The sequence below is a fragment of the Bifidobacterium castoris genome (assembly GCF_003952025.1).
Taxonomy (GTDB): Bacteria; Actinomycetota; Actinomycetes; order Actinomycetales; family Bifidobacteriaceae; genus Bifidobacterium; species Bifidobacterium castoris.
In genome coordinates this window covers 15293-41357 of sequence record NZ_QXGI01000009.1, presented here as the reverse complement: position 1 = coordinate 41357, position 26065 = coordinate 15293, and the positions used below count along the sequence as shown (strand labels likewise).

Genomic DNA, 26065 nt, shown 5'->3' with positions numbered 1-26065 from the left:
GCCGGCCGCCGTCCCTCCTCACGGGTTCGGCGGCCGGCGCACCCGGCCGGCACCCGGCGTCTCCCCCCACCAGCCGTATCCGGTGCCGCCGTCGGCGTGCACGCCGCGCATCGCATCGGCATACCAAGAGAGGAAAGCATCCATCATGGGAAAAATACTCATCGATGACATCATCCCGATCATCGTCATCATGGCGTTGGGCTATGTCTGCGGCAAATTCAGCTACTTCGACGACGATCAGCGCCAGGGCCTCAACAAGCTCGTGCTGAACATCGCGCTGCCGGCCGCATTGTTCATCTCGATCGTCAAGGCGACGCGCGAAATGCTCGCGCAGGACGCCGTCCTGACCGTGCTCGGCTTCGTGGGCATCATCGTGATGTTCATGCTCAGCTACTATCTGTGCCGCCTGATGTTCCATCGCAGCATCCAGGAGGCGGCGGTGTGCGCGTTGATCGCCGGCTCGCCGACGATCGGCTTCCTCGGATTCGCCGTGCTCGACCCGATCTACGGCGACACCGTCTCGACGAACCTCGTCATCGCGATCATCTCGATCGTCGTCAACGCCGTCACGATCCCGATCGGCATGTACCTGATCAACGTCGGCCAGGCGAAGGACCGCGCGCGACTGTCCGCCGCGACCGTCGCCAACTCGAAGGGCGACGTCAAGGTCGCCTCCGCATCCGCGAAGACGCCGTCCATCGTCGCCACGAAGGACGACGAGGCCGTCGATCCGGCGAAGGACGCGACGAAGGACCGCAACGCCGAGGTCATGGTCTCGAAGTCCTCGAACAAGGGCAAGAAGAAGAACCAGAACCTCGAGGCGCTCATCAACGCGCTCAAGCAGCCGGTCTGCTGGGCCCCGCTGCTCGCCATCGTCATCGTGCTCGTCGGCATCCGCATCCCGGATGCGGCCGCGCCGACCTTCGACCTCATCGCGAAGGCCAACTCCGGCGTCGCGGTGCTCGCCGCCGGCCTCGCGCTGTCCACCGTGAAGTTCTCGCTTGGCTTGGAGACGATCTGGAACACGTTCTACCGCCTCATCCTGACCCCTGCCGCGTTCCTCGGCGTGGGCCTGCTGTGCGGCATGGGCTCCAATGTGAACAAGCTCTCGATGCTCGTGCTCGCCGTCGCGCTGCCGCCGGCCTTCTCCGGCATCATCATCTCGAGCCGTTACAACATCTACGTCAAGGAAGGCGCCTCGACGACCGCGGTCTCCACCGTCGTCTTCGCCGTCACCTGCCTGCTGTGGATCTGGCTCGTGCCGCTGTGCTGCCACTGACGCGCCGCATGTGTGTGGCCGTCCGCTGACGCGCTGTCAGGGAACCTGCTTCGGCGGGTTCCCTTTTTTTGTGCCGTCTTTCGCGCCGTCATGCCGGTCACCGGTGCGGAAGGTCCATCGGGATGCGCGCCGGGCGCAGCTCCGGGCGCATGTCATTCGGCGTGGCGGATGACTGAATTGCGGATGACGAGCTGCGTCTCCGCCGTTTCGTAGGGATCGTCCACGGCGCCCTTCTCGATGAGCGCGATTGTTTTCCGCGCGGCGAGACGGGCCATCGCCGCCGGCTCCTGACGGGTCGTCGTCAGGCCGACGGCGTCGGAGAACTCACTGTCGTCGAAGCCCATTACCGAGATGTCCTGCGGGATGCTCAGGCCCGTCTGCTGCATCGTGAAGAAGAACGGGATGGCCAGTGAGTCCTGATGGAAGAGCAGGGCGGTGGGGCGCGGGTCCATCGCGAGCATTGAGCCGATCACGTCGCCGCGCGAGTCGGTGCCGGGGGTGAGGTGGATGAGCCGACCGTTGATGTGCGGGTTGAGGTCGAAGAACTCGCGGAAGGTGTTGATGCGCTCGTAGGATGAGAACAGGTGGTCGGAGTGGAAATGCTCGTAGACGTAGCAGATGTCCGTGTGCCCGAGGTCGGTGAGGTAGCGGAGCGCCGTGGCTGTGGCCCTCGTGTCGTCGATAGCCACGGATGCGTTCATGCCGGGGGAGGCCGAATTGATGCCCACGATGGGAAGGCCGGCTTTGTTGAGGTGCTCGCATTGCTCGCGTTCGACGAGCAGCGACGACACGATGAGGGCGTCCGCGTTGCCTCGCAACGGGGTGTTGCCGATGAAGTCCTTCGGCGTCTCGCTGCGTCCCAGGGGATAGACCACCAAATCGTAGCCGGCGTCACGCAACGCCGCGTTGAGGCCCTCGATGATCTTGGCGGTGAACCAGTCGATTTCGGCGCCGCCGAACAGGAACGCGATGCGGTGGGTGCGCCCGGATTTGAGGACGGCGGCTGTGCGCGACACATAGAAGCCGAGTTGATCGGCGGCCTTCTGCACGCGTTGGCGTGTCTTGCTCGACACCATTTCGGGCTTGGAGAACGTCCGGGAAACGGTGGCGGTGGATACGCCGGCGAGCGAGGCCACATCGTCGATGCTCGCCTTTGACGGATTCTCCTTCATCGAAGCTCCCCCTTTCGGATGACTGCTTGCATTATAGATGCATAGCATATGCCCGGTCTGCGCATGCATCGCGGCGGTTTCCGGATGCGACGTGCCGTGGAGACCTTGGGGTGTAACCGTTTACATATGAAATCGGTTACAGTTTGCAAACGTGTTGTGTCGATGTTATGCTTATCATGTCTTTAAATCTTACAACGAGGTAAGGAAGTAAAGCAATGAAAAGAACAAGCATTGTGGTGTCCGCGGTTGCAACCGCTTGCATTTTTGCGATGGTGGCGGGATGCGGGTCCACGAAGACCACCGGCGTCACGGACACGAAGGCGGACAAGGGGCTGAGCGTCATCGGTGAGGGCGTCACGTACGACCCGAACCATCTCGTCAACGACGGCAAGCCCATCCAGCTCGAATACTGGAGCTGGAACAGCAAAGGCGCCGACCCGGTCATCGACATGATCGAGCCATACACGAAAATCCATCCGAACGTCACGATCAAGACCGTGAACGTGAGCTGGGAGGATTACTGGACGAAGCTGCCGCTCGTGCTCCAGGGCAAGAACGGGCCGGCCGTGTTCAACATCCACAACTCCTACGACGCGCTCATCCGCCCCTATGCCGCGGACTACGATGTCGACGTCAAGGCGCTTGAGGACGCCTACACGACGGCATCCGTGCATGTGGCGGACGGCAACGTCAAGTACATCGACTCCGTCATCAACACCGGCAACATCTATTACAATAAGACGCTGTGGAAGGAGGCCGGCCTCACGGACGGCGACGTCCCGAAGACATGGGACGAGTTCCGCGAGGTGGCCAAGAAGCTGGCCAAGTGGGACGGCGGCAAGATGGTGCAGGCGGGCTTCAACTTCAACGGCGCCGCGTACAGCGCCATCTACGAGGGCCTCAACTACCAGAAAGGCCAGGTGCTCTTCTCCGACGACGGCAGGAAGCCCGACTATGACAACAAGGAGACCGCCGAGAACCTGCAGTTCCTCAAGGATCTGTATGACAAGGACAAGGTGGGCGCCACCGATTTCGGCAACGACTACGCGCAAAGCTTCGGCAACGGCCAATCCGCGATGATCTACGCCTGGGGCTGGCTCGATGCCACGATGAAGGAGAAGTACCCGGACGTCGATTACGGCGTCTTTGCCACGCCCACCCCCTCCGCCGAGACGCCCTTCGCCTACGACCGCTACAACGGCGAATCCACGCCGGGCGTCAACTCGCATGCCTCCCAGGAACAGCAGGCCGTGGCCCAGGACTTCGTGAAGTACCTGCTCGCCAATGACGACTACATCCGTGCAGCCGTCAAGGAGATGAACTCGTTCCCGGCCAAAAAGAGCCTGCAGAATGACACGGAGATCCTGTCCCGGCCCGTCATGGCCGCCATCAAGCCGCGCATCGAACGCCTGATCTGGCCCGGCTCGATGCCCGCGACGATGGAGACGAGCGCCACCACGGCTTTCGAGAACGTGTTCCACAACGGCAAGTCCATCGACGAGTCGCTGGCCGAGGCGCAAAAGCAGATGGAGACGGATATGAAGAACTCCGACTTCGTCTCCGCGGAAAACAAGTACGCGTTCTACGACGAGCGCAGCTGAGCGCCCGCACCGTTCCTCGTCACCGCGTCAGGATGGGCGGCGGCTTCCTTCTTCCTTTCCTTGCCGCCGCCCGCTCCATTGCGCATGAACCCCACCAACAACGGCCGCCCCGCACCTGAGCGCGGCTGTCCAGCCGAATCGAGTACACCATGTCCGACACGACCCTTCCTTCGCAATGGGAGATCGCACCGGAGCCCGAATCCGTCCCGGACTCCGAAAATTCCCGTCCACGCTGGCGCCGCCGCAGGAACCGCGGGTACGAAAGCGTGGGATCCCGCATCTTCACGTTCCGCAACGTCGCCGTCACGTTGCTCATCATCTACTTCGCCATCTTCCTGGCGTACCCCATCTACAAGGCGTTCGTCGGCAGCCTGCACGACTGGAATCCTCTCGTGGGCACCTACGACTGGGTGGGCTTCGAGAACTTCAGGCAGATCCTCACCGACGGCCTGTTCTGGGACTCGATGTGGCACACCGCCGTCTTCTGCGTGTTCGCCACCGTGTTCCGCGTGGTTCTGGGCCTCGGCCTCGCCCTATTGCTTAACTCGAGGCTCGTTAAATGCCGCGACACGCTGCGTGGCCTGTTCTACATGCCCACGATCACGCCTCTGGTGGCCGTGAGTTTCGTGTGGATGTGGATGTTCGACCCGCAGTTCGGCATGATCGACCGCGTCACCGGCCTCAACATCAACTGGCTGCACGACCCCAAATGGGCGTTGCCGGCCATCATATTGATGACGATATGGAAGGACTTCGGCTACGCCACCGTCCTGTACCTCGCCGGATTGATGAATCTGCCGCGTGACGTGTACGAGGGCGCCGCGATCGACGGCGCGAACGGCGTGCAGACCTTCTTCAGGATCACGCTGCCGCTGCTCAAGCCCACCACGCTGTTCGTCGTCATCACCTCGCTGATCAGCTACCTGCAGGCATATGTGCAGATCCTCGTGATGACGGACGGCGGCCCGGGCACCTCCACCTACACCATCAGCTACCTGATCTTCGATCAGGCCTTCCAGAAGTACAATTTCGGGGTCGCCTCGGCGATGAGCGTCGTGCTCTTCCTGTTCACCGGCATCCTCACGATCATCATGTTCAAGGTCTCCGGAGACACGGAGGGGCTGTCATGAAAACGCGTCGCAAGATCGGTTCGGTCATCCTCACCATCCTGTTGTTCGTCGTGGCCTTCGTCACGGTGGTGCCTTTCATATGGATGCTGCTGTCGTCTTTCGCCCCCAACAGCGAGATCGTCAAGGTCGCCGGCGGTCTGTTCCCGGCCCCGTCCACCGTCGGCAACTATGTGGGCATCCAGCAGAAGTTCGACTTCCTGCGGCTGTTCGCCAACTCGCTGTTCATCGCCACCGTCAAGACGGTCATCGTCATCTACACGAGCGCGGCCCTCGGCTTCGTCTTCGCGAAGATGCGCTTCCGCGGCCGCAACCTGCTGTTCGGCGTCGTCATGAGCACGATGATGGTGCCCTGGGCCGTCACGATCATCCCGCAGTACGAGATGATGACGCAGTTCGGTTGGCTCGACACGTACACGTCGCTCATCGTGCCCAGCCTCATCAGCGCGTTCGGCATCTTCATGTTCCGCCAGTCGATCTCGGTCATCCCCGATGAGCTCATCGAGGCCGCCAAACTCGACGGCGCCTCCGACACGCGCATCTTCCACCGCATCATCCTGCCGATGAGCCACAACACGATAGCCGCGCTCGCCATCTTCACATTCCTGTGGAACTGGGAGGACTACCTGTGGCCGTTCCTCATGATCACCGACGAGAAAAAGCAGCTCCTCGCCGTGGGCCTCAAGCTGTTCAACGGCCAGTACGGCACCGATTACGGCGGCCTGTTCGCGGCCACGAGCCTGGCCATCGTGCCGGTTATCATTATCTACCTCATCTTCCAGAAGCAGTTCATAGCCGGTGTGGCCGCAGGCAGCGGCAAGTGAACATGAAAGCGAGACCACGATGACCTACGACGCATTCCGCGGGTTTGCCGATACCCTTCATCCGATGGCCCCGGCTGATCAGATCGTTCAAGGCGGGCATTGGCGCATTTCGGTGCTCACCGACTCCCTGATCCGCCTCGAATGGTCAGCGGACGGGGAGTTCGAGGACCGTCCGACGCAGACGGTGCTCAATCGCGCATTGGGCCGGGAGATACATGCCCGCATCACCCGGCTTGATGGCGGTGTGCGGATCGACACGCCCGCGCTGCGGCTCGAATACGACGGCAAGCCGTTCAGCAAGGAAGGGCTGAGCGTCATCGTCAAAGGCGTTCCCGGCAGCCAGTTCAACACCTGGCATTACGGGGATGAGCCGAAAGGCAACCTCAAGGGCACGGCGAAGACCCTCGACGAGGCGGACGGCGCGATACCGTTGGGCGACGGAGTGCTCTCCCGCGACGGTTGGGCGGTGCTTGACGACACCGATGACAACGTGATCGCCGAACGTGCGCAGGTCAACGGCGTCGACAACCCGTTCGGCACCTGGCCCACCGCACGCGTTCGCGACGCCGACCGCCGCGATCTGTATTTCTTCGGCTATGGCCTGCGTTTCACCGAAGCCGTCGAGGACTTCCACCGGCTCACCGGGCCCACCCCGCTGATCCCGAGGTTCGCGCTCGGCAATTGGTGGAGCAGGTTCTACCGCTATGGCCAGCGGGAATACCTTGACCTCATGGACCGCTTCGCCGCGGAGGGCATCCCGTTCACCGTGTCCGTCATCGACATGGATTGGCACATCACGGACCCGGACCCGAAGTATGGTTCGGGCTGGACCGGCTATAGCTGGAACACGGACCTCTTCCCGGACCGCCGGGGGTTCCTGCGCGAACTGCATGGGCGTGGGCTGCATGTGACGCTCAACGAGCATCCGCGCGACGGCATCCGCGCCTTCGAGGACGAGTATCCGCAGGTGGCGCGGGACATGCGCATCGACCCGGCTTCCGGCGATCCGGTGGAGTTCGACCCATCCAGTCCACGGTTCATGGACGCCTACCTGACGATGATGGAGCGTCTGAGCCGCGACGGAGTCGACTTCTGGTGGGTCGACTGGCAACAGGGCGGCGTCACCAGACAGCGCGGCCTCGATCCGTTATGGATGCTCAACCACAGCCGCTACCTCGATTCGGGCCGTGACGGCCACTGGCCCCTCACCTTCAGCCGCTATGCCGGCCCCGGCTCGCATCGTTACCCGATAGGGTTCTCGGGCGACACGGTGATGACCTGGGAGTCGCTCGATTTCCAGCCGCGCTTCACCGCAACGGCCTCCAACATCGGCTACGGCTGGTGGAGCCATGATATAGGCGGCCACATGCTCGGCTACCGCGACGACGAGCTGGAGGCCCGCTGGTACCAATACGGCGTGTTCAGCCCCATCAACAGGCTGCATTCGAGCAGCTCCCCGTTCTCGGGCAAGGAGCCGTGGAACTTCCCGGAACCGGTGCGGTCGGCGATGGTCCGATCGCTGCGTCTGCGTCAGGCGCTGATCCCTTACCTCTACACCATGAACCACCGCGCGGCGCGCGACGGACGGCCGCTGGTCGAACCGATGTACTGGCAACACCCCCAACAGGATGCGGCCTACTGGTATCCGAACGAATACCGTTTCGGCACGGAACTGGTCGCGGCGCCCATCACCCGGCGCAATGACCCGGAAAGCCGACGCGGGCGTGCGGATCTTTGGCTGCCGCAGGGGGAGTGGTTCGATTTCTTCGACGGAAGGCGGTACACGGCCGGTTCCGGTGGCCGCCGCCTGAGCGTTTGGAGGACGATCGACGCGACGCCGGTGTTCGCCAAAGCGGGGGCGATCATCCCGATGCAAGAGGTCGGTGATGGACCGGCGCTCAACACCATAGCCAATCCGCGGCATATGCAAGTGCTGGCGTTCCCGGGCGATGGGACGTTCACGCTTATCGAGGACGACGGTGTATGGGCCCATGTCCGCGACGGCCGATGCGCCCGGACCGTCATCTCGCAGCAATGGGATAGGCGCGGCATGCGGCTCATCGTCGAGCCGGCATCCGGCGAGGCCGGCTGCGTGCCGCGGTTGCGCGACTGGACCTTCACCATTCGCGGTGTGGCTCCGCTCAAGGATCCCGGGAAGGATGTGCACGCATCCATCGGGGGCGTCGGCCACGCTTGCGTCACGGGATATGACGACCATGCGCTGTCGCTGAGCATCACGGCGCACGATGTCCCGGTCGACCAGACGATGGAACTCAGCGTGGAAGGGGCATGCGTCGCGGACAGCCCCTTCGTCGAGGACTGCCGCCGCATCCTGCTCGACGCGCAGATGCCGAACGTAGGCAAGGACCTCGCCTTCGACGCCATCCGAAGGGGCGGGGCGGGTGCGCTCGCATCGTTGCATGCGCTGGATGTGCAAACGGGCGGCGCCCCCTCCATAGTCACTTCGCATGTACCGCAGCCGGTGATCTCCGCCTTGGCCGAGGTGCTGTTGAGGGATGCGGGATCGGTGGATTAGGGAAGGCCTCCTCTTCGCTCGGCGTCCCCGATCGGTGCCGGCGAAGGATCTGATGTGCAAGCGCCCCCCCCTCGGACCCTTCCCGGGCGATGGCTCCGGAAGAGTACGTGGAAACGTGACCGAGATGCAGCGAGGGGGCGGCAACCGGTGTCCGGTTGCCGCCCCCTCGTCATTCATGGGCCGTGGTGTGGCTCAGGCTTCAGAAGCGGCGGTCAGGTCGGCCTTGACGCCGTCGTTGGAGCCGATGACGCCCTTCGTCGCGAGGTCCTTGATCTGGTCCTCGGTGTAGCCGAGGGCGGTGAGGATCTCCTCGTTGTTCTCGCCGAGCTTCGGCGCGCGCTGGTAGTCGGGCGTGTAGTTGCTCATCGTGAACGGCAGACCGATCGTCTTGAACGTGCCGCGGGCGTCACCCTGGTCGATCGTGACCAACGTGCCGTCCTCGTTGAGGTCGGGGTCGTTCTCGAGCTCGTTCCAGTCGAGCACCGGGCCGACCGGGACGCCCTTGGCGCCGAGTTCCTCCGTCAGCGTGTGCTTGTCGTACTGCATCGTGTATTCCTCGACGCGCTTGTACACTTCCTGCTTGTGCTCGTCGCGGGCGTTCGCGGTGTTGAAGCGCGGATCGGTGAGCCAGTCCTGGAAGCCCATCGCGTTGCAGAACTCCTCGAAGCCCTTCTCGGACTGCTGGATGACGATGTACACGTAGGCGTTCGGATCGGTCTCCCAGCCCTTCGCGCGGTAGCACCAGCCAAGCACGAGGCCGCCTTCGGCGTTGGCCGCGCGCGGGATCGCCTTGCCGAACTTGTAGCCCGGATAGCAGTCGTAGTAGGACAGCTGATGCAGGTGGTCGAGGATGAGCTGGTCGCGCAGCTTGATGCGGCACAGGTTGAGCACGGCGTTCTGCATCGACTGGTAGACGAAGACGCCTTCGCCGGTGCGCTCGCGCTGCATCAGCGCGGCGAGGATCGCGATCGTCAGATGCATGCCGGTGTTCGAGTCGCCGAGCGCGGCGCCGGACTGGGTCGGGATGTTCTCGTCGCCTTCCCACCAGCCGGTCGTCGAAGCGGCGCCACCGGCGCACTGCGCGACCGGCTCGAAGGCCTTGACGTGTTCGAAGCGGCTGCCCTGGTTGAAGCCCTTCAGGGATGCCATGATGCACTTGGGGTTGATCTTGTGGACCTCATCCCAGCCGAAGCCGAGCTTCTCCACATCGCCCGGGCCGATGTTCTCGACGAAGACATCGGCGTCCTTGAGCAGATCGGTGAGGATCTTCTTGCCTTCCGGATCCTTCATGTCGAGGGTGATCGACTTCTTGTTGGCGTTGAGCTGCAGGAAGTACAGCGAGTAGGAGCCGTCGACGTCGTTCATCTCGTTGCGGGTCGGGTCGCCGCCATGGACCTTCTCCAGCTTGATGACCTCTGCGCCGAGCCATGCAAGGATCTGCGTGCAGGACGGACCCGACTGCACCTGCGTCCAATCGATGACCTTGATGCCTGCGAGCGGCGCGGTGTTGGTTGCCTCAGCCATATGGCCTCCTTGTTGTTGTTATGTAGCCGATGGTGCATTCAATATACGCGGCCGCGTTTGTGCTTTTCCGTTGATTCAGCTACTGGTCGCAAGGGTTCCGCCAGTGGACGATTTTGCTATGGCGTCTGTTGCGGCGGCGTCGCAGAGCGGGCCGCCGGCGCAACGCAGAAGGCCGAAGATCCGTAGATCTCCGGCCTTGTTGGTAGCGGGGCATGGATTTGAACCATGGACCTCTGGGTTATGAGCCCAGCGAGCTACCGAGCTGCTCCACCCCGCGTCGGCTGTTTTGCACAGCTCTCACCAATATACACGCATGAATCCAAATGTCAATCATCGGCGTGTCGTGATGCTTGCGTCGTGAGGATCGGCTTTTGTTATGCCGTGCGCACATAATAGGAAACCATGCCTATCAAAATTCCCGGAGGCCTCCCGGCGCGTGACATCCTCGACTCCGAGCGCATCTTCGCGCTCGAGAAGCCCGAGGCGGAGCGGCAGCGCGTGCGTCCGCTCAAGATGGTCATCCTCAACCTGATGCCGAAGAAGATCGAGACGGAGACGCAGCTGCTGCGGCTGATCTCGAAATCGCCGCTGCAGGTGGACATCGACTTCATGAAGACGGGCACGCACGAGTCGACGCATGTGAGCGCCGACCATCTCGTCAAGTTCTACGAGCCGCCGGAGTCCTTCGCCGACAACTACTACGACGGCCTCATCGTCACCGGCGCGCCGGTCGAGCACCTTCCCTTCGAGCAGGTCGACTACTGGGACGAGTTCAGGCGCATCCTCGACTGGGCCGCGAGCCATGTGTTCTCGACGATGTATCTGTGCTGGGGCGCGATGGGCGCGCTCAACCACCGCTACGGCGTGCGCAAGATCGGCCTTCCCGAGAAGATCTTCGGCGTCTTCCCGCAGTATCTGCAGGACGAATACTGCTTCCTGACGAACGGCTTCGACGAGATCGCGCTGCAGCCGCATTCGCGCGTCGCCGCCGTCAGCGAGCAGGATGTGGCCGCGAACCCGGACCTGCAGGTCCTGACCTGGGGGCCGCGCTCGGGCCCGGGCCTCATCGCGACGCGCGACTTCTCCGAGGTGTTCGCGCTCGGTCACTGGGAGTACGGCAAATACACGCTCGCCGAGGAGTACCGCCGCGACATGGAGCGCGGCCTCGACAACGTGCCGTTCCCGACCAACTACTTCCCGAACGACGACCCGACGATCGAACCGCTGTTCTCGTGGCGCGCGCACGCGAACCTGCTGTGGCGCAACTGGCTCAACTGGGTCTACCAGATGACGCCGTACGACCTGACCGAGGTGCCGCAGCTGCGCGCGCAGCGCCGCCCCGGCACCGACCACGTCGTGCGCCACGCGCCGAGCTCGCCGCGCGAGGACGGCTTCCGCCCGTTCCTCGACGACGGCTACGGCCTCATCGTCCCGCACGACTGATCCGTACGAAACGCCGGCGTTCGGACGCGAACGGGACGCGGCGACGCGCGCGGATCGTCGATGTCCACTATCAGGCCAATAATCGCCGTCAGTGGAAAGATAAGGTCCCAATACGCTTCACGGCGCCGAGGCGGTCACCACCCCGGCACATGAGAAACGGCGCATGAGGAAGACGAGGAGAGAGGACGCCTCAGGGCGGGCGCGATAGCGCATGACGCGCATGTTCGCACGCTGCTGAACCTGACGTCGGCACATCGGTGGAACATCGCCGGTGCGGTAATCTCGCCGTCACATACGCGGTACGTACTGGACATCAGTCGGATTACACTGTCATCAGACAATTCGTAACATCAGGAGGCATGAATGGTTGATGCATTCGCCGCAGGCGCCGTCACGCTCGCAGAGTCGTCGATGCATATGCCGAGCATCGACGACTTCCTTCCTCCGGAGATCCTGTTCCAGGGCACTCCGTTCGCGATCAACCGCATCATCTTCGTGCGCATCCTCGCCGCGATCATCCTGATGCTCGTGCTGGGCATCACGGCGGCGCGCGCGAAACTCGTGCCGGGACGTTGGCAGAGCGCCGTCGAATGGATCGTCAACTTCACGAAGACGGACATCGTCTATCAGGTCATGGGCGAGGCGCGCGGCAAGCGTTACGTGCCGATGATCACGACCGTGTTCCTCACGCTGCTCGTCTTCAACCTGTGCGGCGAGGTCCCGGGCATGAACATCGCGGCGAGCGCGACGATCACGTTGCCGCTCGTGTTCGCGATGTGGTGCTTCTTCCAGTACTGGATCGCCGGCATCCGCGAGAAGGGCCTCGGCCACTTTCTGCGCGACGAGCTGTTCCCGAAGGGCGTCCCGTGGCCGATCTACATCCTGCTTTCGCCGATCCAGCTGCTCGAGCTGCTCGTCATCCGCCCGTTCTCGCTGACGATCCGACTCTTCGCGAACATGGTCTCCGGCCATCTCATCCTCGCGCTGTGCCTGTCGGCGACGCAGTACTTCCTCATCGACGTCGTGAACAAGGTGATGATGCCCTTCGGCGTCGTGACCTTCGCAGCCGGCATGTTCATGTATCTCTTCGAGATCCTCGTCGCGGCGCTGCAGGCGTACATCTTCGCGATCCTGACGACCGCGTACATCAATATGAGCTATCCGGAGATCGACTGACCGCCGGCATGATTTTGTTGCATCAAGCAATGAACCAGAAAGGAAACAACCATGGATATCGTTACCCTCGCTGAGGTTGCGGGCAACCTGAACGTCGTCGGCTACGGTCTTGCCGCCATCGGACCCGGCATCGGTCTGGGCATCCTGATTGGCAAGACGATCGAGAGCACCGCGCGCCAGCCCGAGCTGGGTGGCCGTCTGCAGACGCTGATGTTCCTGGGTCTGGCGTTCGTCGAGGTCCTCGCGCTGCTCGGCTTCGTCGCGGCGTTCATCTTCCAGTGATCCGGGTCGAGTAGCGACACGAATCATCACTTGAGGACATGAAAGGAGGAGAACGAATCATGGACATGGCGGAAAACGACGGCATCCAGCTGTTCCTTCCCGAGATCTATGACATCGTCTGGTCGCTGATCATCCTGGTCATCGTGGCCGCGTTCTTCTACAAGTTCTTCCTGCCGAAGTTCCAGTCCGTGTTCGATGAGCGCGCCGCCAAGATCGAGGGTGGCCTCGCCAAGGCGGAACAGGCTCAGAAAGACGCCGAGGAAGCCAAGAAGAAGTATCAGGCGCAGCTGAGCACCGCCCGCGTCGAGGCGTCGAAGATCCGCGACGACGCGCGCGCCGAGGCGTCGCACATCATCGCCGACGCGCGTTCGCGCGCCGAGACCGAGGCCGCGCAGATCACCGCCAACGCCGAACGCTCGCTCGAATCGCAGCAGCAGAAGGCGATGGTCAGCCTCAAGGGCGAAGTCGGCACGATCGCCACGTCGCTTGCCGGCAAGATCCTGCAGACGCAGCTTCAGGATCCGACGGTCCAGTCGGACATGCTCGACAAGATGATCGCCGATCTGGAACAGTCCGAAGACAACAAGTAGCACGTATCTGCAAGGAGGGAGGTGACAGTTGCAAGGAGAAGCATCACGAGTGGCCGATCGCGAATCGCGTGACTCGTTCGCCAAGCGGCTCAGCGCGTCGGGCGACGACGCGTGGGAGATCGGCAACGAACTGTTCACGATCACGTACGTGCTCGACAAGAACCCGCGCCTGCAGCGCGCTCTGACCGATCCGGGCCGTCCGACCGAGGACAAGGTCCGCCTGCTCAACGAGCTGTTCGGCGGCAAGGTCCTGGACATGACGATGGCGATCCTCGTCGATCTCGTCGGCCGCAGCTGGAGCCGCGCCCGTGACATCGACAACGCCGTGGAGGACTTCGCGGTGGACGCCATGATGTACCAGGCGGACAAGGACGGCAAGACGCTGCAGGTGTCGATCGAACTCGCGCAGCTGCAGTCGGCCCTGCTCAACCTGCCCGTCGTCCGTGCGGACCTTTCCGACGACGACGGACCGCTCGAGGCGCGCTACGACCTGCTGCACGCCCTCATCGACGACGCCCACTTCAACCGCATCACCGTGCGTCTCGCCGAACACAGCACGCGCAATCCGCGCAACCGCCGGTACCTCGAGACGATCCAGTGGCTCATCAACAAGTTCTCCCGCCATATGGGGGAGTCGATGGTCACGGTGACGGCGGCGACCGAGCTGAGCGAGGAGCAGATCCAACGCCTCGCGAAGATCTACACGAAGAAGGTCGGCCGGCCGGTGCACATCCACCTCGTCGTGGACAGGAACGTCATCGGCGGCATGCGCGTGCAGGTCGGCGACGAGGTGACCGACAACACCGTCGTCGCGCAGCTGCAGGCGCTCAGGCGCAAGGTGAAGGCGGGCACCGCCGAGTGACGCGAGGAGGCTCCACGCCCCCACGTCCCACGGGTCCGCGAAGAGGACCCACACGAATGTATACACAACAATAAGGAGTGATCATGGCAGAACTGACCATTGATCCCGCCACGATACGCAAGGCGCTCGATGATTTCGTCGAGGCGTACACGCCGTCGGAGACGCCGACCCAGGAGGTCGGCCACGTCGCGACGGCCGGCGACGGCATTGCGCATGTGACGGGACTGCCTGGTTGCATGGCCAACGAGCTGCTGACCTTCGAGGACGGCACCCTTGGCCTGGCGTTCAACCTTGACGCCCGCGAGATCGGCGTGGTTATCCTCGGCGACTTCGTCGGCATCGAGGAAGGCCAGGAGGTCCGCCGTACCGGCGAGGTGCTTTCCGTGCCGGTCGGCGATGGATTCCTCGGCCGCGTCGTGGACCCGCTGGGCAACCCGATCGACGGTCTGGGCGAGATCAAGAGCGAAGGACGCCGTATTCTCGAGGCGCAGGCCCCCGACGTCATGCACCGCCACCCGGTCGACGAGCCGATGTCCACCGGCCTCAAGGCGATCGACGCGATGACGCCGATCGGCCGCGGCCAGCGCCAGCTCATCATCGGAGACCGCCAGACCGGCAAGACGGCCATCGCGATCGACACGATCATCAACCAGAAGGAGAACTGGGAGTCGGGCGATCCGAAGAAGCAGGTGCGCTGCATCTACGTGGCCATCGGCCAGAAGGGTTCGACTATCGCCTCCGTCAGGCAGAGCCTCGAAGAGGCCGGCGCTATGGAGTACACGACGATCGTCGCGTCCCCGGCGTCGGATTCCGCGGGCTTCAAGTACATCGCGCCGTACACCGGCTCGGCCATCGGCCAGCACTGGATGTACAACGGCAAGGACGTCCTCATCGTCTTCGACGACCTGTCGAAGCAGGCCGAGGCGTACCGTTCGATCTCGCTGCTGCTGCGCCGCCCGCCGGGACGTGAGGCGTATCCTGGCGACGTCTTCTACCTCCACTCCCGCCTGCTCGAACGCTGCGCACGCGTCTCCGACGATCTGGGCGGCGGCTCGATGACCGGTCTGCCGATCGTCGAGACGAAGGCGAACGACGTCTCCGCGTACATTCCGACGAACGTGATCTCGATCACCGACGGACAGATCTTCCTGCAGTCCGACCTCTTCAACGCCGGCCAGCGTCCCGCCGTGGACGTCGGCATCTCCGTCTCCCGCGTCGGCGGCGCGGCGCAGACGAAGGCGCTCAAGAAGGTCTCCGGCACGCTGAAGATCTCGCTGGCGCGCTACCGCTCGCTCGAGTCCTTCGCGATGTTCGCGTCCGATCTGGACGCCGCGTCGAAGGCCCAGCTCAACCGCGGCGCACGCCTGACCGAGCTGCTCAAGCAGCCGCAGTTCTCCCCGTTCTCGATGGAGCAGGAGGTCGTCTCCGTGTGGGCCGGCACCCATGGCAAGCTCGACGACCTCGAGGTCGCCGACGTGCTGCCCTTCGAGAAGGGCCTGCTCGAGTACCTCGACCGCAACACCGACATCCTCAAGACGATCCACGACACCGGCGACTTCACCGATCAGACCGAAGAGGCGCTGGACAAGGCCGTGGACGCCTTCCGTGAGACCTATGTGACGAAGGCCGGCAAACCGCTGATCGACAAGAAGCCGACGCCGAAGGGCGTCACGCCGGTCGATCAGGAGCAGATCAAGGCCCAGGGCCGCAAGGCCAAGGACGCCGAAGCGCAGGAAAAGAAGTAACCTATGGGATCGCAACTCGCATTAAAGGGCAGGATCGCCTCCACGGGTTCGTTGGAGAAGATCTTCAACGCCCAGGAGATGATCGCGGCTTCGCATATCGCGCAGGCCCGTGAGGTGGCGCTCAACGCGAAGCCGTACACCGATGCGATTTTCGATGCCGTCCAGACACTGGTATCCCACTCCCATATCTCACACCCGATCGTCAAGAAGGAGGGCGACAACCCCCGTGTTGCCGTCCTCGCCTTGACGGCGGACCGTGGCATGGCCGGAGCGTACACTTCATCGATCATCCGCGAAACCGAGGATCTGCTGGCGCGTCTCGACGAGGCCGGCAAGGAGCCGGAACTGTTCGTCTATGGTCGCCGCGGTGTTTCGTACTACAAGTACCGCAACCGCCCGCTCGCACAGACCTGGGAAGGCGATACCGAGAGGCCTGGCGTCGAAGTCGCCGACGCGATCTCCCGCGCGCTGCTGGACGCGTATATGCTTCCCGCCGACCAGGGCGGCGTATCCGAGCTGTACATCGTCTACACCGAGTTCATCAACATGGTCGTGCAGAAGGTGCGCGTGCTGCGCATGCTGCCGGTCGAGATCATCGAGGACAAGGACGCGCAGCGTCCCGATCCGACGGCGACGACGGCGATGCCGCTGTACGCCTTCGAGCCGAGCCTCGACGAGGTGCTCGACGCCGTGCTGCCGAAGTACGTGCGCTCGCGCATCCACGAGTGCCTGCTTGAGGCGGCCGCCTCCGAGGTGGCGTGCCGGCAGAACGCGATGCACACGGCCACGGAGAACGCGCGCGAACTGATGAACGACCTGACCCGCAAGCTCAACGCATCGCGCCAGGCATCGATCACCCAGGAACTTACCGAAATCATCGGCAGCGCCGATGCATTGAACAAGAAGGAAGAGTAGGAACGCGAAATGGCTGAGAAACAGACCACTGCGGCCGCCGACACCGCCGCGGAGCCAATCGTCGGTCATGTGACGCGTATTCAGGGATCGGTCATCGACGTTGAGTTCCCTGTCGGTCACATGCCGGACATCTACAACGCGCTGCAGGTCGAGATCAAGCAGATGGGCCAGGAGGAAGAGGGCGAGATCAAGGACGCCGTCATCACCCTCGAGGTCGAACAGCATCTGGGCGATTCGACGGCGCGCTGCGTGGCCCTCAAGTCGACCGACGGCCTTGTGCGCGGCACCGAGGTGCGTGACACCGGCGGCCCGATCGAGGTGCCGGTCGGCGATGTGACGAAGGGCCATGTCTTCGACGTCGCCGGCAACATCCTCAACAAGAAGCCGGGCGAGAAGATCGTCATCAAGGAGCGTTGGCCGATCCACCGCAACCCGCCGGCCTTCGACCAGCTCGAATCGAAGACGCAGATGTTCGAAACGGGCATCAAGGTCATCGATCTGCTCACGCCGTACGTGCAGGGCGGCAAGATCGGCCTGTTCGGCGGCGCGGGCGTCGGCAAGACCGTCCTCATCCAGGAGATGATCCAGCGCGTCGCGCAGAACCACGGCGGCGTATCCGTGTTCGCCGGCGTCGGCGAACGCACCCGTGAGGGCAACGATCTGATCGGCGAGATGGACGAGGCCGGCGTGCTCGAGAAGACCGCGCTCGTCTTCGGCCAGATGGACGAACAGCCGGGCACGCGTCTGCGCGTCCCGCTGACCGCGCTGACGATGGCGGAGTACTTCCGCGACGTCGAGAACCAGGACGTGCTGCTGTTCATCGACAACATCTTCCGCTTCACGCAGGCGGGCTCCGAGGTCTCGACGCTGCTCGGCCGCATGCCGTCCGCGGTCGGCTACCAGCCGAACCTCGCCGACGAGATGGGTGCGCTTCAGGAGCGCATCACGTCGACGCGCGGCCATTCGATCACGTCGCTGCAGGCGATCTACGTCCCCGCCGACGACTACACCGACCCGGCACCGGCGACGACCTTCGCCCACCTCGACGCGACGACCGAGCTCTCGCGCGACATCGCGTCGAAGGGCATCTACCCGGCCGTGGACCCGCTGTCCTCCTCCTCCCGCATCCTCGACCCGCGTTATGTCGGTCAGGCGCACTACGACTGCGCGAACCGCGTCAAGGCGATCCTGCAGCGCAACAAGGAACTGCAGGACATCATCGCCCTCATCGGCATCGACGAGCTCGGCGAAGAGGACAAGATGATCGTCAACCGCGCGCGTAAGATCGAGCAGTTCCTCGGCCAGAACTTCTACGTCGCCGAGAAGTTCACCGGCGTCCCGGGATCCTATGTGCCGGCGGAGGAGACGATCGAGGCGTTCACTCGCATCTGCGACGGCGTCTACGACTCCGTCCCGGAGCAGGCGTTCTCGGGCATCGGCGGCATCGACGACCTCGAGAAGAAGTGGCACAAGATGCAGAAGGAATACGGTGAGTGATCATGGCCGGCGCGACGATGGACGTGAATATCGTCTCCGCTGACCATCCGGTCTGGAGCGGCGTGGCGAAGTCCGTGCTCGTGCCCGCCTATGCGGGCGGCATGGGCATCCTGCCCGGACACGAGCCGGTGCTCTCCGTCATCCAGGAGGGTCCGCTCGTCGTCACCGAACCGGACGGCGCGAAGCATTCCTTCGAGGTGACCGACGGATTCATCTCCTTCGACTCGAACAAGCTGACCGTCGTCGTCGAGCACGGCCGCACGATGGCGAACCAGCCGATCGACGAGACCGGCATCCAGTGACCGCCGGCGACCTTCACGTCGCAAGGGCTCCGGGTCCCACGAATCACGTGGAACCTGGAGCCCTTCGCATATCCGCGGGCGCCGCGTGCCGCAGTCGGCCGCTGTTCCGTCGCGTTGTGCCCGGGCGCGGCACGCGGTATCGTGGTGCCTCATGCGAATCATTGTTGCCGACTGCAGCGCGGAATACACCGGACGACTTCAGGCGACGCTGCCGCTCGCGCGTCGCGTCCTGCTGATCAAGGCGGACGACAGCCTGCTCATCTTCTCCGAGCTCGGCTCGTACAAGCCGCTCAACTGGATGGCGGCGCCGTGCACGATCAAGGACATCACGCCGACGGACGCCGACGATGACGTCGAGACGGCGGCACCGCAGAAGGTCATCCGCGCGTGCGCGACGAAGTCGAACGACGTCCTCGAGGTCACGTTGCAGCACATCTACTCCGACGAGACCTACGACCTCGGCGAGGATCCGGGGCTGAAGAAGGACGGCGTCGAGGACCATCTGCAGCGTTACCTCGCCGAACAGATCGAACGCATCGGCAAAGGGGCCAAGCTCGTGCGGCGCGAATATCCGACGCCGATCGGCCCGGTCGACATCATGGCCGTCGACGCCGAAGGCACCCATGTGGCGATCGAGATCAAACGGCACGGCGGCATCGACGGCGTCGAACAGCTCACGCGCTACTGCGAACTGCTCAACCGCGACCCGCTCATCGCGCCGGTGCGCGGCATCTTCGCGGCGCAGACGATCGCCCCGCAGGCGCGCACGCTCGCCGTCGACCGCGGATTCGAATGCCTGATCCTCGACTACGACGACATGCGCGGCTCCGACGACGACTCGCTGCGGCTGTTCTAGCGTCCCGCCGCGGCATGCGCCGCAGACAGGACGAAAACGGCGGTGGCCGCCATCCCATTCGGGGGATGGCGGCCACCGCCGTATCTGATGTGATGACGCGCGCGTCAGTACTTCGCGAGGATGTCGACGACGAAGACGAGCGTCGAATTCGCCGGGATCGAGCCGCTCTCCTGATCGCCGTAGCCGAGGTCCGGCGGCACGATGAGCAGCACCTGCGAGCCGACCGTCTGGCCGACGAGGCCCTCCTGCCAGCCCTTGATCATGTTGCTGAGCACGGCGTCGAAGGTCTGGTTGCGGTCCCATGACGAATCGAACTGCGTGCCGTCGAGCAGCCAGCCGGTGTAGTTGACGACGGCCGCGTAGGTGTTCTCGTCGATCTTCGGACCGTCGCCCTTGATGAGCGGCTGCACGACGAGCTTGTCCGAACCCTTGTAGCCGTTCATGTCGATCGACGGCTTGCCGGAGGCGTCCAACGTGACCTTCGGCAGATCGGACGGGATGTCCTTGACCTTCTCGCCCTGCGCCTGCGTGTAGTCCGTCGACTGCGAGACCGGCGTCATGATGAGCATGTACGCGTTGTCGTCGCCGGAACCGTCGTTGATGCCGATGCCGATCGTCGTGTTGAGCTTCTTGCCTTTGAGCGTCGTGTTCGCGATCTGCGCGAGCGTCGCGCTCTCCACGTTGGCGACGCCGTCCTCGGGATTGAAGACGAGCGAGCAGTCGGGCACGTTCTGCTCCCACGTCGTGGCGACCTCCTCGCCGGAGCTCGCGCTGTACTGTGTGAGCTGCGCGCAGATGCGGTCGCCGCTCTTCATCGCGTCGCCGTCACCTTCCTGCAGCACTGCGACGCTGTTGTTCTCGATCTTGAGCCCCTTCTTGAACTCGACCTTCGGCTTCTCGCCCGGAGTGCCGGTCACTTTGACGCCTTCGAGCTTCGGCAGCGTCGCGCTCGCGCTCGACGAGGCGCTCGCGGATCCGTCCGACGAACCCGACCCGCAGGCCGCCATGCTTACGCATAAAGCGAGCGCGCTGACTACTGATGCGGCGCGTGTGATAGAAGTTACTAGAGAAGTATGTTGCATAGCCACCACAGTAACGCCTCTGCCCGATTTATTCGTCAGGAAGGTGAGGGAGTTGTGAAGGGCCGCGACTTGTAGAATGGATACGTGATGAACGACGGTCAAGAAGAAGAAACGCATGTGCCGCGCAGGCATCCGGTGCCTTCCCGGCATGCGAAGATCATGCGCGGCATCGTGACGCCGATTTTCGGCCTGCTCGCCGTGACCTGCATCGTCTTCGGCATCCTCAACCAGACGATCTGGAAGCCGAGCCAGGACGTCACCGCGGTCGCGCATCTGGACGGCACGCGGTATGCGGTCATCGACCCCGGCGTGCTCGATCTGGTCGACAAGAGCGTGCAGATCCGCGTGGACGCCGCCTCCGTCGAACCGTCCGCCGACGCGACGGCCACGCCGTCGACGGACACGAAGGATGCGGCCGCGAACGACGCGGCGGCCGAACCGTCGACCTGCATCGCGATCGGCAGCCCGAAGGACGCCTCCGGTTGGCTTTCCGGCGAATCGTACACGCGCGTGACCGGGCTCGATAGTTGGAGCACGCTGTCGACGGTCACCGAGAAGGCGAACGGCAGCGCCTCCACCTCCGACCAGCAGGTCGCCTTCGCCGATTCGGACATGTGGGCGAGCACGGCATGCGGCAAGACGAGCGCGGCGCTGCAGCTGAACGACGCGAAGGCGACGCAGGTCGCGGTCGTCGATTTCGGCGGCAAGGCGTCGGACGCCACGATCCGCATGCACTGGGTGCGCCAGAGCGTGCCGGACTTCTCGCTGCCGTGGTACTTCGCCGGCGGCCTGTGCGTCATCCTGGCGATCCTGTCGGCGTCGGTCTTCGCGATGGACCCGGAGACGCGCCGCCATCGCTTCGCCAAGGTCATCAAGCCGCGCAAGGAAAAGGAACGGGTCGAGGAGACGACGACGATCGCGGCCGCCGTCGCCGGCACCTTCGCGAGCATGAAGCCGCGCAAGCGCCCGAAGACCGCGAACGGCAAGCCGCGCGGACGCCACGGACGCCATGCGGGCGCCGCCGCGGACGAGACGAGCGAGACGCCGCAGATCATCGATCCGACGTCGCGCAACCTCGTCGCCGAGCAGGCGCGCCACGCGGACGCCTCCGATACGCCGCACGGCGCGGCGCCGTCGGCCTCGTCCGACGAGACGACGTCCGTCATCACGCCGGACGAGCTGCAGGCCTACTTCGCGCGCCTCGTGAGCGAGGAGACCGGCTCGATCCCGGCCGTGTCCGCGGACACGGCGCCGGAGACGACCGACGGCGCAACGACGACAACGACGATAGAGACGACAACGACGATGGAGACGGTGGACGACGGCGCGGAGCAGGCCTCGGTGACCGTCGAATCGGCCGACAGCGGCGAGGAAACCGACGATGTCGCGGATGTCGACACGGACGCCGCCGACGACACGGACGATGCGGCGCCGCCGGCGAACGGCGAGCCGGACGACAAGGACACCGACGACGCCGACGCGGACGCGGACGCGAAGGACAAGGAGAACGACTGATGACACGACGTTCACTGACCGCAGTCACGGCGGCCGCGCTCGCACTCGGCATGGCATGTGCGCTCGGTGCATGCGAGGGAACGGTGCCGACGGTGAACGCGCCGACATCGGCCGCGTCCGCGACGCCGGACCTGACCGAAGCGCAGGAGCAGCGCATCCGCGCCGATCTGCTCGCCACGATCAAGGAATGCAACGACGCGAAGGATCCGGCGAACCTCGCGCAGGCGATGAGCGGTCCGGAACTCGAGATCCGCACGAGCGAACTCAAGGTCGCGCAGAAGACCGGCAAGCTCGATCCGAAGACGACGATCCCGGACGATCTGACGCAGACGGTCATCCCGACCGACAACGGCTGGCCGCGCGCCGTGTTCTCGATCACGACGACGACCGAGGACCAGCAGTCGGAGCGCCTGCTAGTGTTCACGCAGGGCGACGCGCGCGAGAACTACCGGCTGTGGGGAGTCACGCGCCTGTTCCAGGGCGCGAAGATGCCGAAGTTCACGGTGCCGTCGATCGGCTCGCAGATGGGGCATGATGACGACGGCAACCTCGTCATGACGCCGAAAGAGGCCGTGACGCGCTACGCCGACGTGCTGCAGAACGGCTCGAAGAGCCAGTACGCGAACGATTTCGAGGACGACTACTTCCGCGACAACCTCGCGCAGCTGTCCGCGACCGTGCAGGAGGGCATGGAACGCAACAAGGGCACGCAGCAGCAGACCTTCACGCCGGTCGACGGGCAGATGCAGATCATGCGTTCGGCGGACGGCGGCGACCTCGTCGTCGCGCAGATCAACTCGGTGTGGACTCGCACCGCCGGCGAAGGCCGCGAATCGCAGCCGGCTTCCGACGCCGAACGCGCGATCTTCGCCGACGGCAAGGCGACGAGCACGATGAAGGCGACATACGTCAACGTCGTCGCCCTCTACGTGCCGCCGGCGAAATCGGGGCAGAAGGTGCAGGCCGTCGGCGCCGAACGACAGGTCGTCAAGGTCGAGGCCGTCTGACGTCCGAGGCGCGCACGCGGCCACGGCAGGACATAGACATACGAAAAGAGGCAAACAATCATGGCACAGGATTTCAAGCCGGGCATCTCGCTCGCGGGGGCGGTCGACCTTGAAGGGCTCAAGCACCAGACGAAGGCCGAACCGGGGCAGGCGGGCGGCGCGCCCGCGGCCGGCGGCTACGTCATCGACGTGACGGAACGCAACTTCCAGGCGATGGTCGAATCGTCGGCGACGTTCCCGGTCGTGCTGCTCATGTGGGTCGAGACGGACGACCGCTGCTTCGCGATGGCGCGTGCGCTCGGCGACGCGGTCAACGGCATGAACGGCCAGCTGCAGCTTGCGCGCGTCGACGTCGCGAAGGATCCGGCGATCGCGCAGGCCTTCGGCGTGCAGGGCGCCCCGGCGCTGTTCGCGCTCATCGCCGGCCGCCCGATGCCGATCCTCGAGGGGCTGCCGACCGACGACGAACTCCAGCAGATCACGACGCATGTGCTGCCGCAGCTCGTGCAGGTGGCCGCGCAGGCCGGCGTGACCGGCACGGCCCCGTACATCGAGCCGGCCGCCGGCGCCGACGACGCCGCGCAGCCGGCGGCCATGCAGGTGCCGCCCGCGCACGCCGAAGCGCACCGCCTCGCGCAGGAGGGCGACTACGCCGGCGCAGCGGCCGCCTACGAGCAGGTGCTCGAAGCCGACGCGTCCGACGACGTCGCGCGCCGCGAACGCGCGAAGGCGCTGCTGCTCGCCCGGTCCGCCGACGCCGATGTGCGCGCCGTGCGTCAGGCGGCGGCCGACGCCCCGGACGACCTTGACGCGCAGCTCGCCGTCGCCGACGTCGACATGATCGGCGGACAGATCGACGACGCCTTCGGCCGGCTGCTCGACTTCGCCGCCGCGCACCGCGACCAGATGGACCCGGCGCGCGAACGCATGCTCGAGTACTTCCTCATCCCCGACGCCGGCGACGAACGCGTCGCGCGCGCACGCCGCCGCCTCGCGACGCTGATGTACTGAGCCGGCGCCGACCGACGTCGGCGTCGACCGTACGGGCCGTCATTCCAACGTGTTCCTGCCGAACGACTGTTGGAACGACGGCCCGTTGCGTTCGAGCTCACGTTCGAAGTCGTCGGACCATTGCCCGAACGGACGCCATGAGAGCTCATCGTTGCTGAATCGCGGCACATCGGTGATCTCGGTGATGCAGAAGCGCGGGATGGTCAGGTTCGTCACCGGCGTGCTGCGCTGCGCGGCGGCGACGACGAGCGGGGCGTTCATACCGCCGAAGACGTCGATGCTCCAGCCGTCGGCGCCGATCCACGCCGTATAGCGGTTCTTGATGATGACGTCGCCGCCGCGCAGCACGAGCGAGGCCGCGATCTGCGCGTCGATGTCGCGCGACGCCTCGTAGCGCGTGCCGCCCACCGACGGTCCCTTGACGCCGAGCGTGGCCGTGCGGAACGCGTCGCAGTGTTCGGCGAGCACGGCGCGCGCGTCGAGGTCGGCGGCCATCGGGACGCGCAGCGCTCGCGTCGTCAGGCGCACGCGCAGCGCGTAACGGTCGGCGTGTACGAAATAGCTTTGGATGATGAGCTCCGGCGCGTCGCCGTCGTCGAGTTCCGCCGGCATGTTCCTGCAGAAGAAGCGGCGCTCGTACTGGTATTCGTCGAGCAGCGGCATGCCATCCATCATCATATCCATAGTCCCAGTGTAGTGCGCGGATCCGGTCCGGGTGCCTGGACGGCGGCTGCGGGGGAGGGCGGGTTTCGCTACGTCCGGCTTTCGTGTACAGTAGAGAGGTGCAAACGGGCTTGTAGCTCAGTGGATAGAGCGTTCGCCTCCGGAGCGAAAGGTCGTGGGTTCGAACCCCATTAAGCCCACCGATGCCCCGTCCTGATTTGTTCAGGGCGGGGTTTCCTGCTGTTTTGCGGCGTTCTGCGATCGTCATGTGCGCGAGGTGCGGCATCCGTGATCGCAGAAATCCTGATCTGCGAACATCGTGGAGGTATTCCGCACCGGTCATGTCCGCGAACCCGTCGCTTTGCGAACATGACCGGTGCGCAACATGGCCGCGATGTTCGCAATCGGATGGGTTGGCGAACCATTCGGGTGTCGACTGCGACGGCGGCGTTCGCAACCGTCTCCGCTCGTGAATACCTCGGGTGCATTCCGCGACGGTCGTGTTCGCGATGCCGGCGGCAAACGCCTCGACGCCGTTGACCACAACGTGACCGTTGAAGGCGCATGTGCCATGGGCGCCGTTATGATGCCGAATAACCTGTTCCCGTACGTCGCAGCAGGCGCACAGGGACGCTTGGATGAAAGGAACCGTTATGTACGAAAATCTCAAGGCGATCGCGACGACGGAGGCGCCGGCCGCGCTCGGCGCCTACAGCCAGGCCGTGCAGGCGAACGGATTCATCTTCGTCTCCGGCCAGCTCGGCATCGACCCGGCCACCGGCGAGCTCGACGGCGTCGAGGCCGCCGACCAGGCCGCCCGCGCGCTCAAGAACATCACGAACATCCTCGCCGCCGCCGGCTGCGGCGTCGAACATGTCTGCCGCGCGACGATCTATCTGCGAAACGTCGAGGACTTCGCCGCCGTCGACGCCGTCTACGCGAAGACCTTCACCGGCACCGTAAAGCCGGCGCGCGTCGCGTTCGGCAACAACATGATCCCGAAGGGCGCGCTCGTCGAGATCGACGTCATCGCCGCCTGCCCGGACGCCTCCTGAA

The 26065-nt window shown here is 64.4% G+C and carries 24 protein-coding genes and 2 tRNA genes; 20 read left to right on the top strand and 6 right to left on the bottom strand.

Features of this window, described 5'->3' with window-relative positions:
• Positions 1 to 18: 18 nt before the first annotated feature.
• Complete coding sequence (locus D2E22_RS10895) at positions 19 to 147, bottom strand: hypothetical protein (RefSeq protein WP_277600020.1); 129 nt, start codon at positions 145 to 147, stop codon at positions 19 to 21.
• On the opposite strand from D2E22_RS10895, the gene D2E22_RS08910 reads away from it, so the two are divergent.
• The gene (locus D2E22_RS08910) at positions 146 to 1279 is read left to right on the top strand and encodes an AEC family transporter (RefSeq protein WP_126032760.1); all 1134 of its coding nucleotides are present in this window, start codon (positions 146 to 148) and stop codon (positions 1277 to 1279) included. The two genes, D2E22_RS10895 and D2E22_RS08910, sit on opposite strands and share 2 nt — an antisense overlap.
• A gap of 152 nt (positions 1280 to 1431) precedes the next feature.
• Here the strand turns inward: D2E22_RS08910 and D2E22_RS08905 are convergent, their stop codons facing one another.
• Positions 1432 to 2451: a LacI family DNA-binding transcriptional regulator gene (locus D2E22_RS08905; RefSeq protein WP_126032759.1), complete on the bottom strand. Its 1020-nt coding sequence runs from the start codon at positions 2449 to 2451 to the stop codon at positions 1432 to 1434.
• 215 nt (positions 2452 to 2666) lie between these two features.
• On the opposite strand from D2E22_RS08905, the gene D2E22_RS08900 reads away from it, so the two are divergent.
• From D2E22_RS08900 to D2E22_RS08885, 4 genes are all read left to right on the top strand, one after another.
• Positions 2667 to 4052 (top strand): extracellular solute-binding protein, encoded by a 1386-nt coding sequence (locus D2E22_RS08900; protein ID WP_126032758.1) that lies wholly within the window; start codon positions 2667 to 2669, stop codon positions 4050 to 4052.
• Positions 4053 to 4318: 266 nt separating this feature from the next.
• Positions 4319 to 5182: a carbohydrate ABC transporter permease gene (locus D2E22_RS08895; protein ID WP_241218355.1), complete on the top strand. Its 864-nt coding sequence runs from the start codon at positions 4319 to 4321 to the stop codon at positions 5180 to 5182.
• Positions 5179 to 6003: a carbohydrate ABC transporter permease gene (locus D2E22_RS08890; RefSeq protein ID WP_126032756.1), complete on the top strand. Its 825-nt coding sequence runs from the start codon at positions 5179 to 5181 to the stop codon at positions 6001 to 6003. The genes D2E22_RS08895 and D2E22_RS08890 overlap by 4 nt, the downstream gene beginning before the upstream one ends.
• A 19-nt stretch (positions 6004 to 6022) precedes the next feature.
• Entirely contained in the window at positions 6023 to 8539 is a 2517-nt protein-coding gene (locus D2E22_RS08885) for a glycoside hydrolase family 31 protein (RefSeq protein WP_420897254.1), read from the top strand.
• A 192-nt stretch (positions 8540 to 8731) separates the two neighbouring features.
• Here D2E22_RS08885 and frc read toward each other — a convergent pair whose 3' ends face one another.
• Both frc and D2E22_RS08875 read right to left on the bottom strand, forming a co-directional pair.
• Positions 8732 to 10063 (bottom strand): formyl-CoA transferase, encoded by a 1332-nt coding sequence (gene frc, locus D2E22_RS08880; RefSeq protein ID WP_126032754.1) that lies wholly within the window; start codon positions 10061 to 10063, stop codon positions 8732 to 8734.
• A 200-nt stretch (positions 10064 to 10263) separates the two neighbouring features.
• A tRNA-Met gene (locus D2E22_RS08875) sits at positions 10264 to 10340 on the bottom strand.
• Between the two features lie 125 nt (positions 10341 to 10465).
• On the opposite strand from D2E22_RS08875, the gene D2E22_RS08870 reads away from it, so the two are divergent.
• The 10 genes from D2E22_RS08870 (at position 10466) to nucS (ending at position 19731) form a co-directional block, all read left to right on the top strand.
• Entirely contained in the window at positions 10466 to 11506 is a 1041-nt protein-coding gene (locus tag D2E22_RS08870) for a homoserine O-succinyltransferase (RefSeq protein WP_126032753.1), read from the top strand.
• A 363-nt stretch (positions 11507 to 11869) separates the two neighbouring features.
• On the top strand, positions 11870 to 12682 hold the full coding sequence (gene atpB, locus D2E22_RS08865) for a F0F1 ATP synthase subunit A (RefSeq protein ID WP_126032752.1): 813 nt from the start codon (positions 11870 to 11872) through the stop codon (positions 12680 to 12682).
• Positions 12683 to 12733: 51 nt separating this feature from the next.
• Positions 12734 to 12964: an ATP synthase F0 subunit C gene (atpE, locus tag D2E22_RS08860; RefSeq protein ID WP_004219171.1), complete on the top strand. Its 231-nt coding sequence runs from the start codon at positions 12734 to 12736 to the stop codon at positions 12962 to 12964.
• Between the two features lie 59 nt (positions 12965 to 13023).
• Positions 13024 to 13554, top strand: a complete 531-nt coding sequence (locus tag D2E22_RS08855) for a F0F1 ATP synthase subunit B (protein WP_126032751.1) — start codon at positions 13024 to 13026, stop codon at positions 13552 to 13554.
• A gap of 28 nt (positions 13555 to 13582) precedes the next feature.
• Complete coding sequence (locus tag D2E22_RS08850) at positions 13583 to 14416, top strand: F0F1 ATP synthase subunit delta (RefSeq protein WP_126032750.1); 834 nt, start codon at positions 13583 to 13585, stop codon at positions 14414 to 14416.
• An 83-nt stretch (positions 14417 to 14499) separates the two neighbouring features.
• Positions 14500 to 16161 carry a F0F1 ATP synthase subunit alpha gene (gene atpA, locus D2E22_RS08845; RefSeq protein ID WP_126032749.1) on the top strand — a complete coding sequence of 554 codons (1662 nt, stop codon included), beginning with the start codon at positions 14500 to 14502 and terminating at the stop codon, positions 16159 to 16161.
• A gap of 3 nt (positions 16162 to 16164) precedes the next feature.
• A complete protein-coding gene (locus tag D2E22_RS08840) occupies positions 16165 to 17076 on the top strand; it encodes a F0F1 ATP synthase subunit gamma (protein ID WP_126032748.1) in 912 nt (303 codons plus the stop codon).
• 9 nt (positions 17077 to 17085) lie between these two features.
• A complete protein-coding gene (atpD, locus tag D2E22_RS08835; RefSeq protein WP_126032747.1) occupies positions 17086 to 18573 on the top strand; it encodes a F0F1 ATP synthase subunit beta in 1488 nt (495 codons plus the stop codon).
• A gap of 2 nt (positions 18574 to 18575) precedes the next feature.
• Positions 18576 to 18875: a F0F1 ATP synthase subunit epsilon gene (locus D2E22_RS08830; protein WP_095613354.1), complete on the top strand. Its 300-nt coding sequence runs from the start codon at positions 18576 to 18578 to the stop codon at positions 18873 to 18875.
• 151 nt (positions 18876 to 19026) lie between these two features.
• Positions 19027 to 19731: an endonuclease NucS gene (gene nucS / locus D2E22_RS08825; protein ID WP_126032746.1), complete on the top strand. Its 705-nt coding sequence runs from the start codon at positions 19027 to 19029 to the stop codon at positions 19729 to 19731.
• Between the two features lie 104 nt (positions 19732 to 19835).
• Here nucS and D2E22_RS08820 read toward each other — a convergent pair whose 3' ends face one another.
• A complete protein-coding gene (locus D2E22_RS08820; protein WP_126032804.1) occupies positions 19836 to 20813 on the bottom strand; it encodes an FKBP-type peptidyl-prolyl cis-trans isomerase in 978 nt (325 codons plus the stop codon).
• A gap of 87 nt (positions 20814 to 20900) precedes the next feature.
• On the opposite strand from D2E22_RS08820, the gene D2E22_RS08815 reads away from it, so the two are divergent.
• The 3 genes from D2E22_RS08815 to D2E22_RS08805 are packed head-to-tail and all read left to right on the top strand — an operon-like array spanning position 20901 to position 24346.
• The gene (locus D2E22_RS08815; RefSeq protein WP_126032745.1) at positions 20901 to 22328 is read left to right on the top strand and encodes a GTPase; all 1428 of its coding nucleotides are present in this window, start codon (positions 20901 to 20903) and stop codon (positions 22326 to 22328) included.
• Positions 22328 to 23335, top strand: coding sequence for a DUF8094 domain-containing protein (locus D2E22_RS08810; protein ID WP_126032744.1), 1008 nt, complete (start codon positions 22328 to 22330; stop codon positions 23333 to 23335). Before D2E22_RS08815 ends, D2E22_RS08810 begins: the two co-directional genes overlap by 1 nt.
• 60 nt (positions 23336 to 23395) lie before the next feature.
• Entirely contained in the window at positions 23396 to 24346 is a 951-nt protein-coding gene (locus D2E22_RS08805) for a tetratricopeptide repeat protein (RefSeq protein WP_126032743.1), read from the top strand.
• Positions 24347 to 24385: 39 nt separating this feature from the next.
• On the opposite strand, the gene D2E22_RS08800 is transcribed toward D2E22_RS08805, so the two are convergent.
• The gene (locus D2E22_RS08800; RefSeq protein ID WP_420897255.1) at positions 24386 to 25024 is read right to left on the bottom strand and encodes a CYTH domain-containing protein; all 639 of its coding nucleotides are present in this window, start codon (positions 25022 to 25024) and stop codon (positions 24386 to 24388) included.
• Positions 25025 to 25136: 112 nt separating this feature from the next.
• On the opposite strand from D2E22_RS08800, the gene D2E22_RS08795 reads away from it, so the two are divergent.
• A tRNA-Arg gene (locus D2E22_RS08795) sits at positions 25137 to 25209 on the top strand.
• Positions 25210 to 25662: 453 nt separating this feature from the next.
• On the top strand, positions 25663 to 26064 hold the full coding sequence (locus tag D2E22_RS08790) for a Rid family detoxifying hydrolase (RefSeq protein WP_126032742.1): 402 nt from the start codon (positions 25663 to 25665) through the stop codon (positions 26062 to 26064).
• Position 26065: the final 1 nt, after the last annotated feature.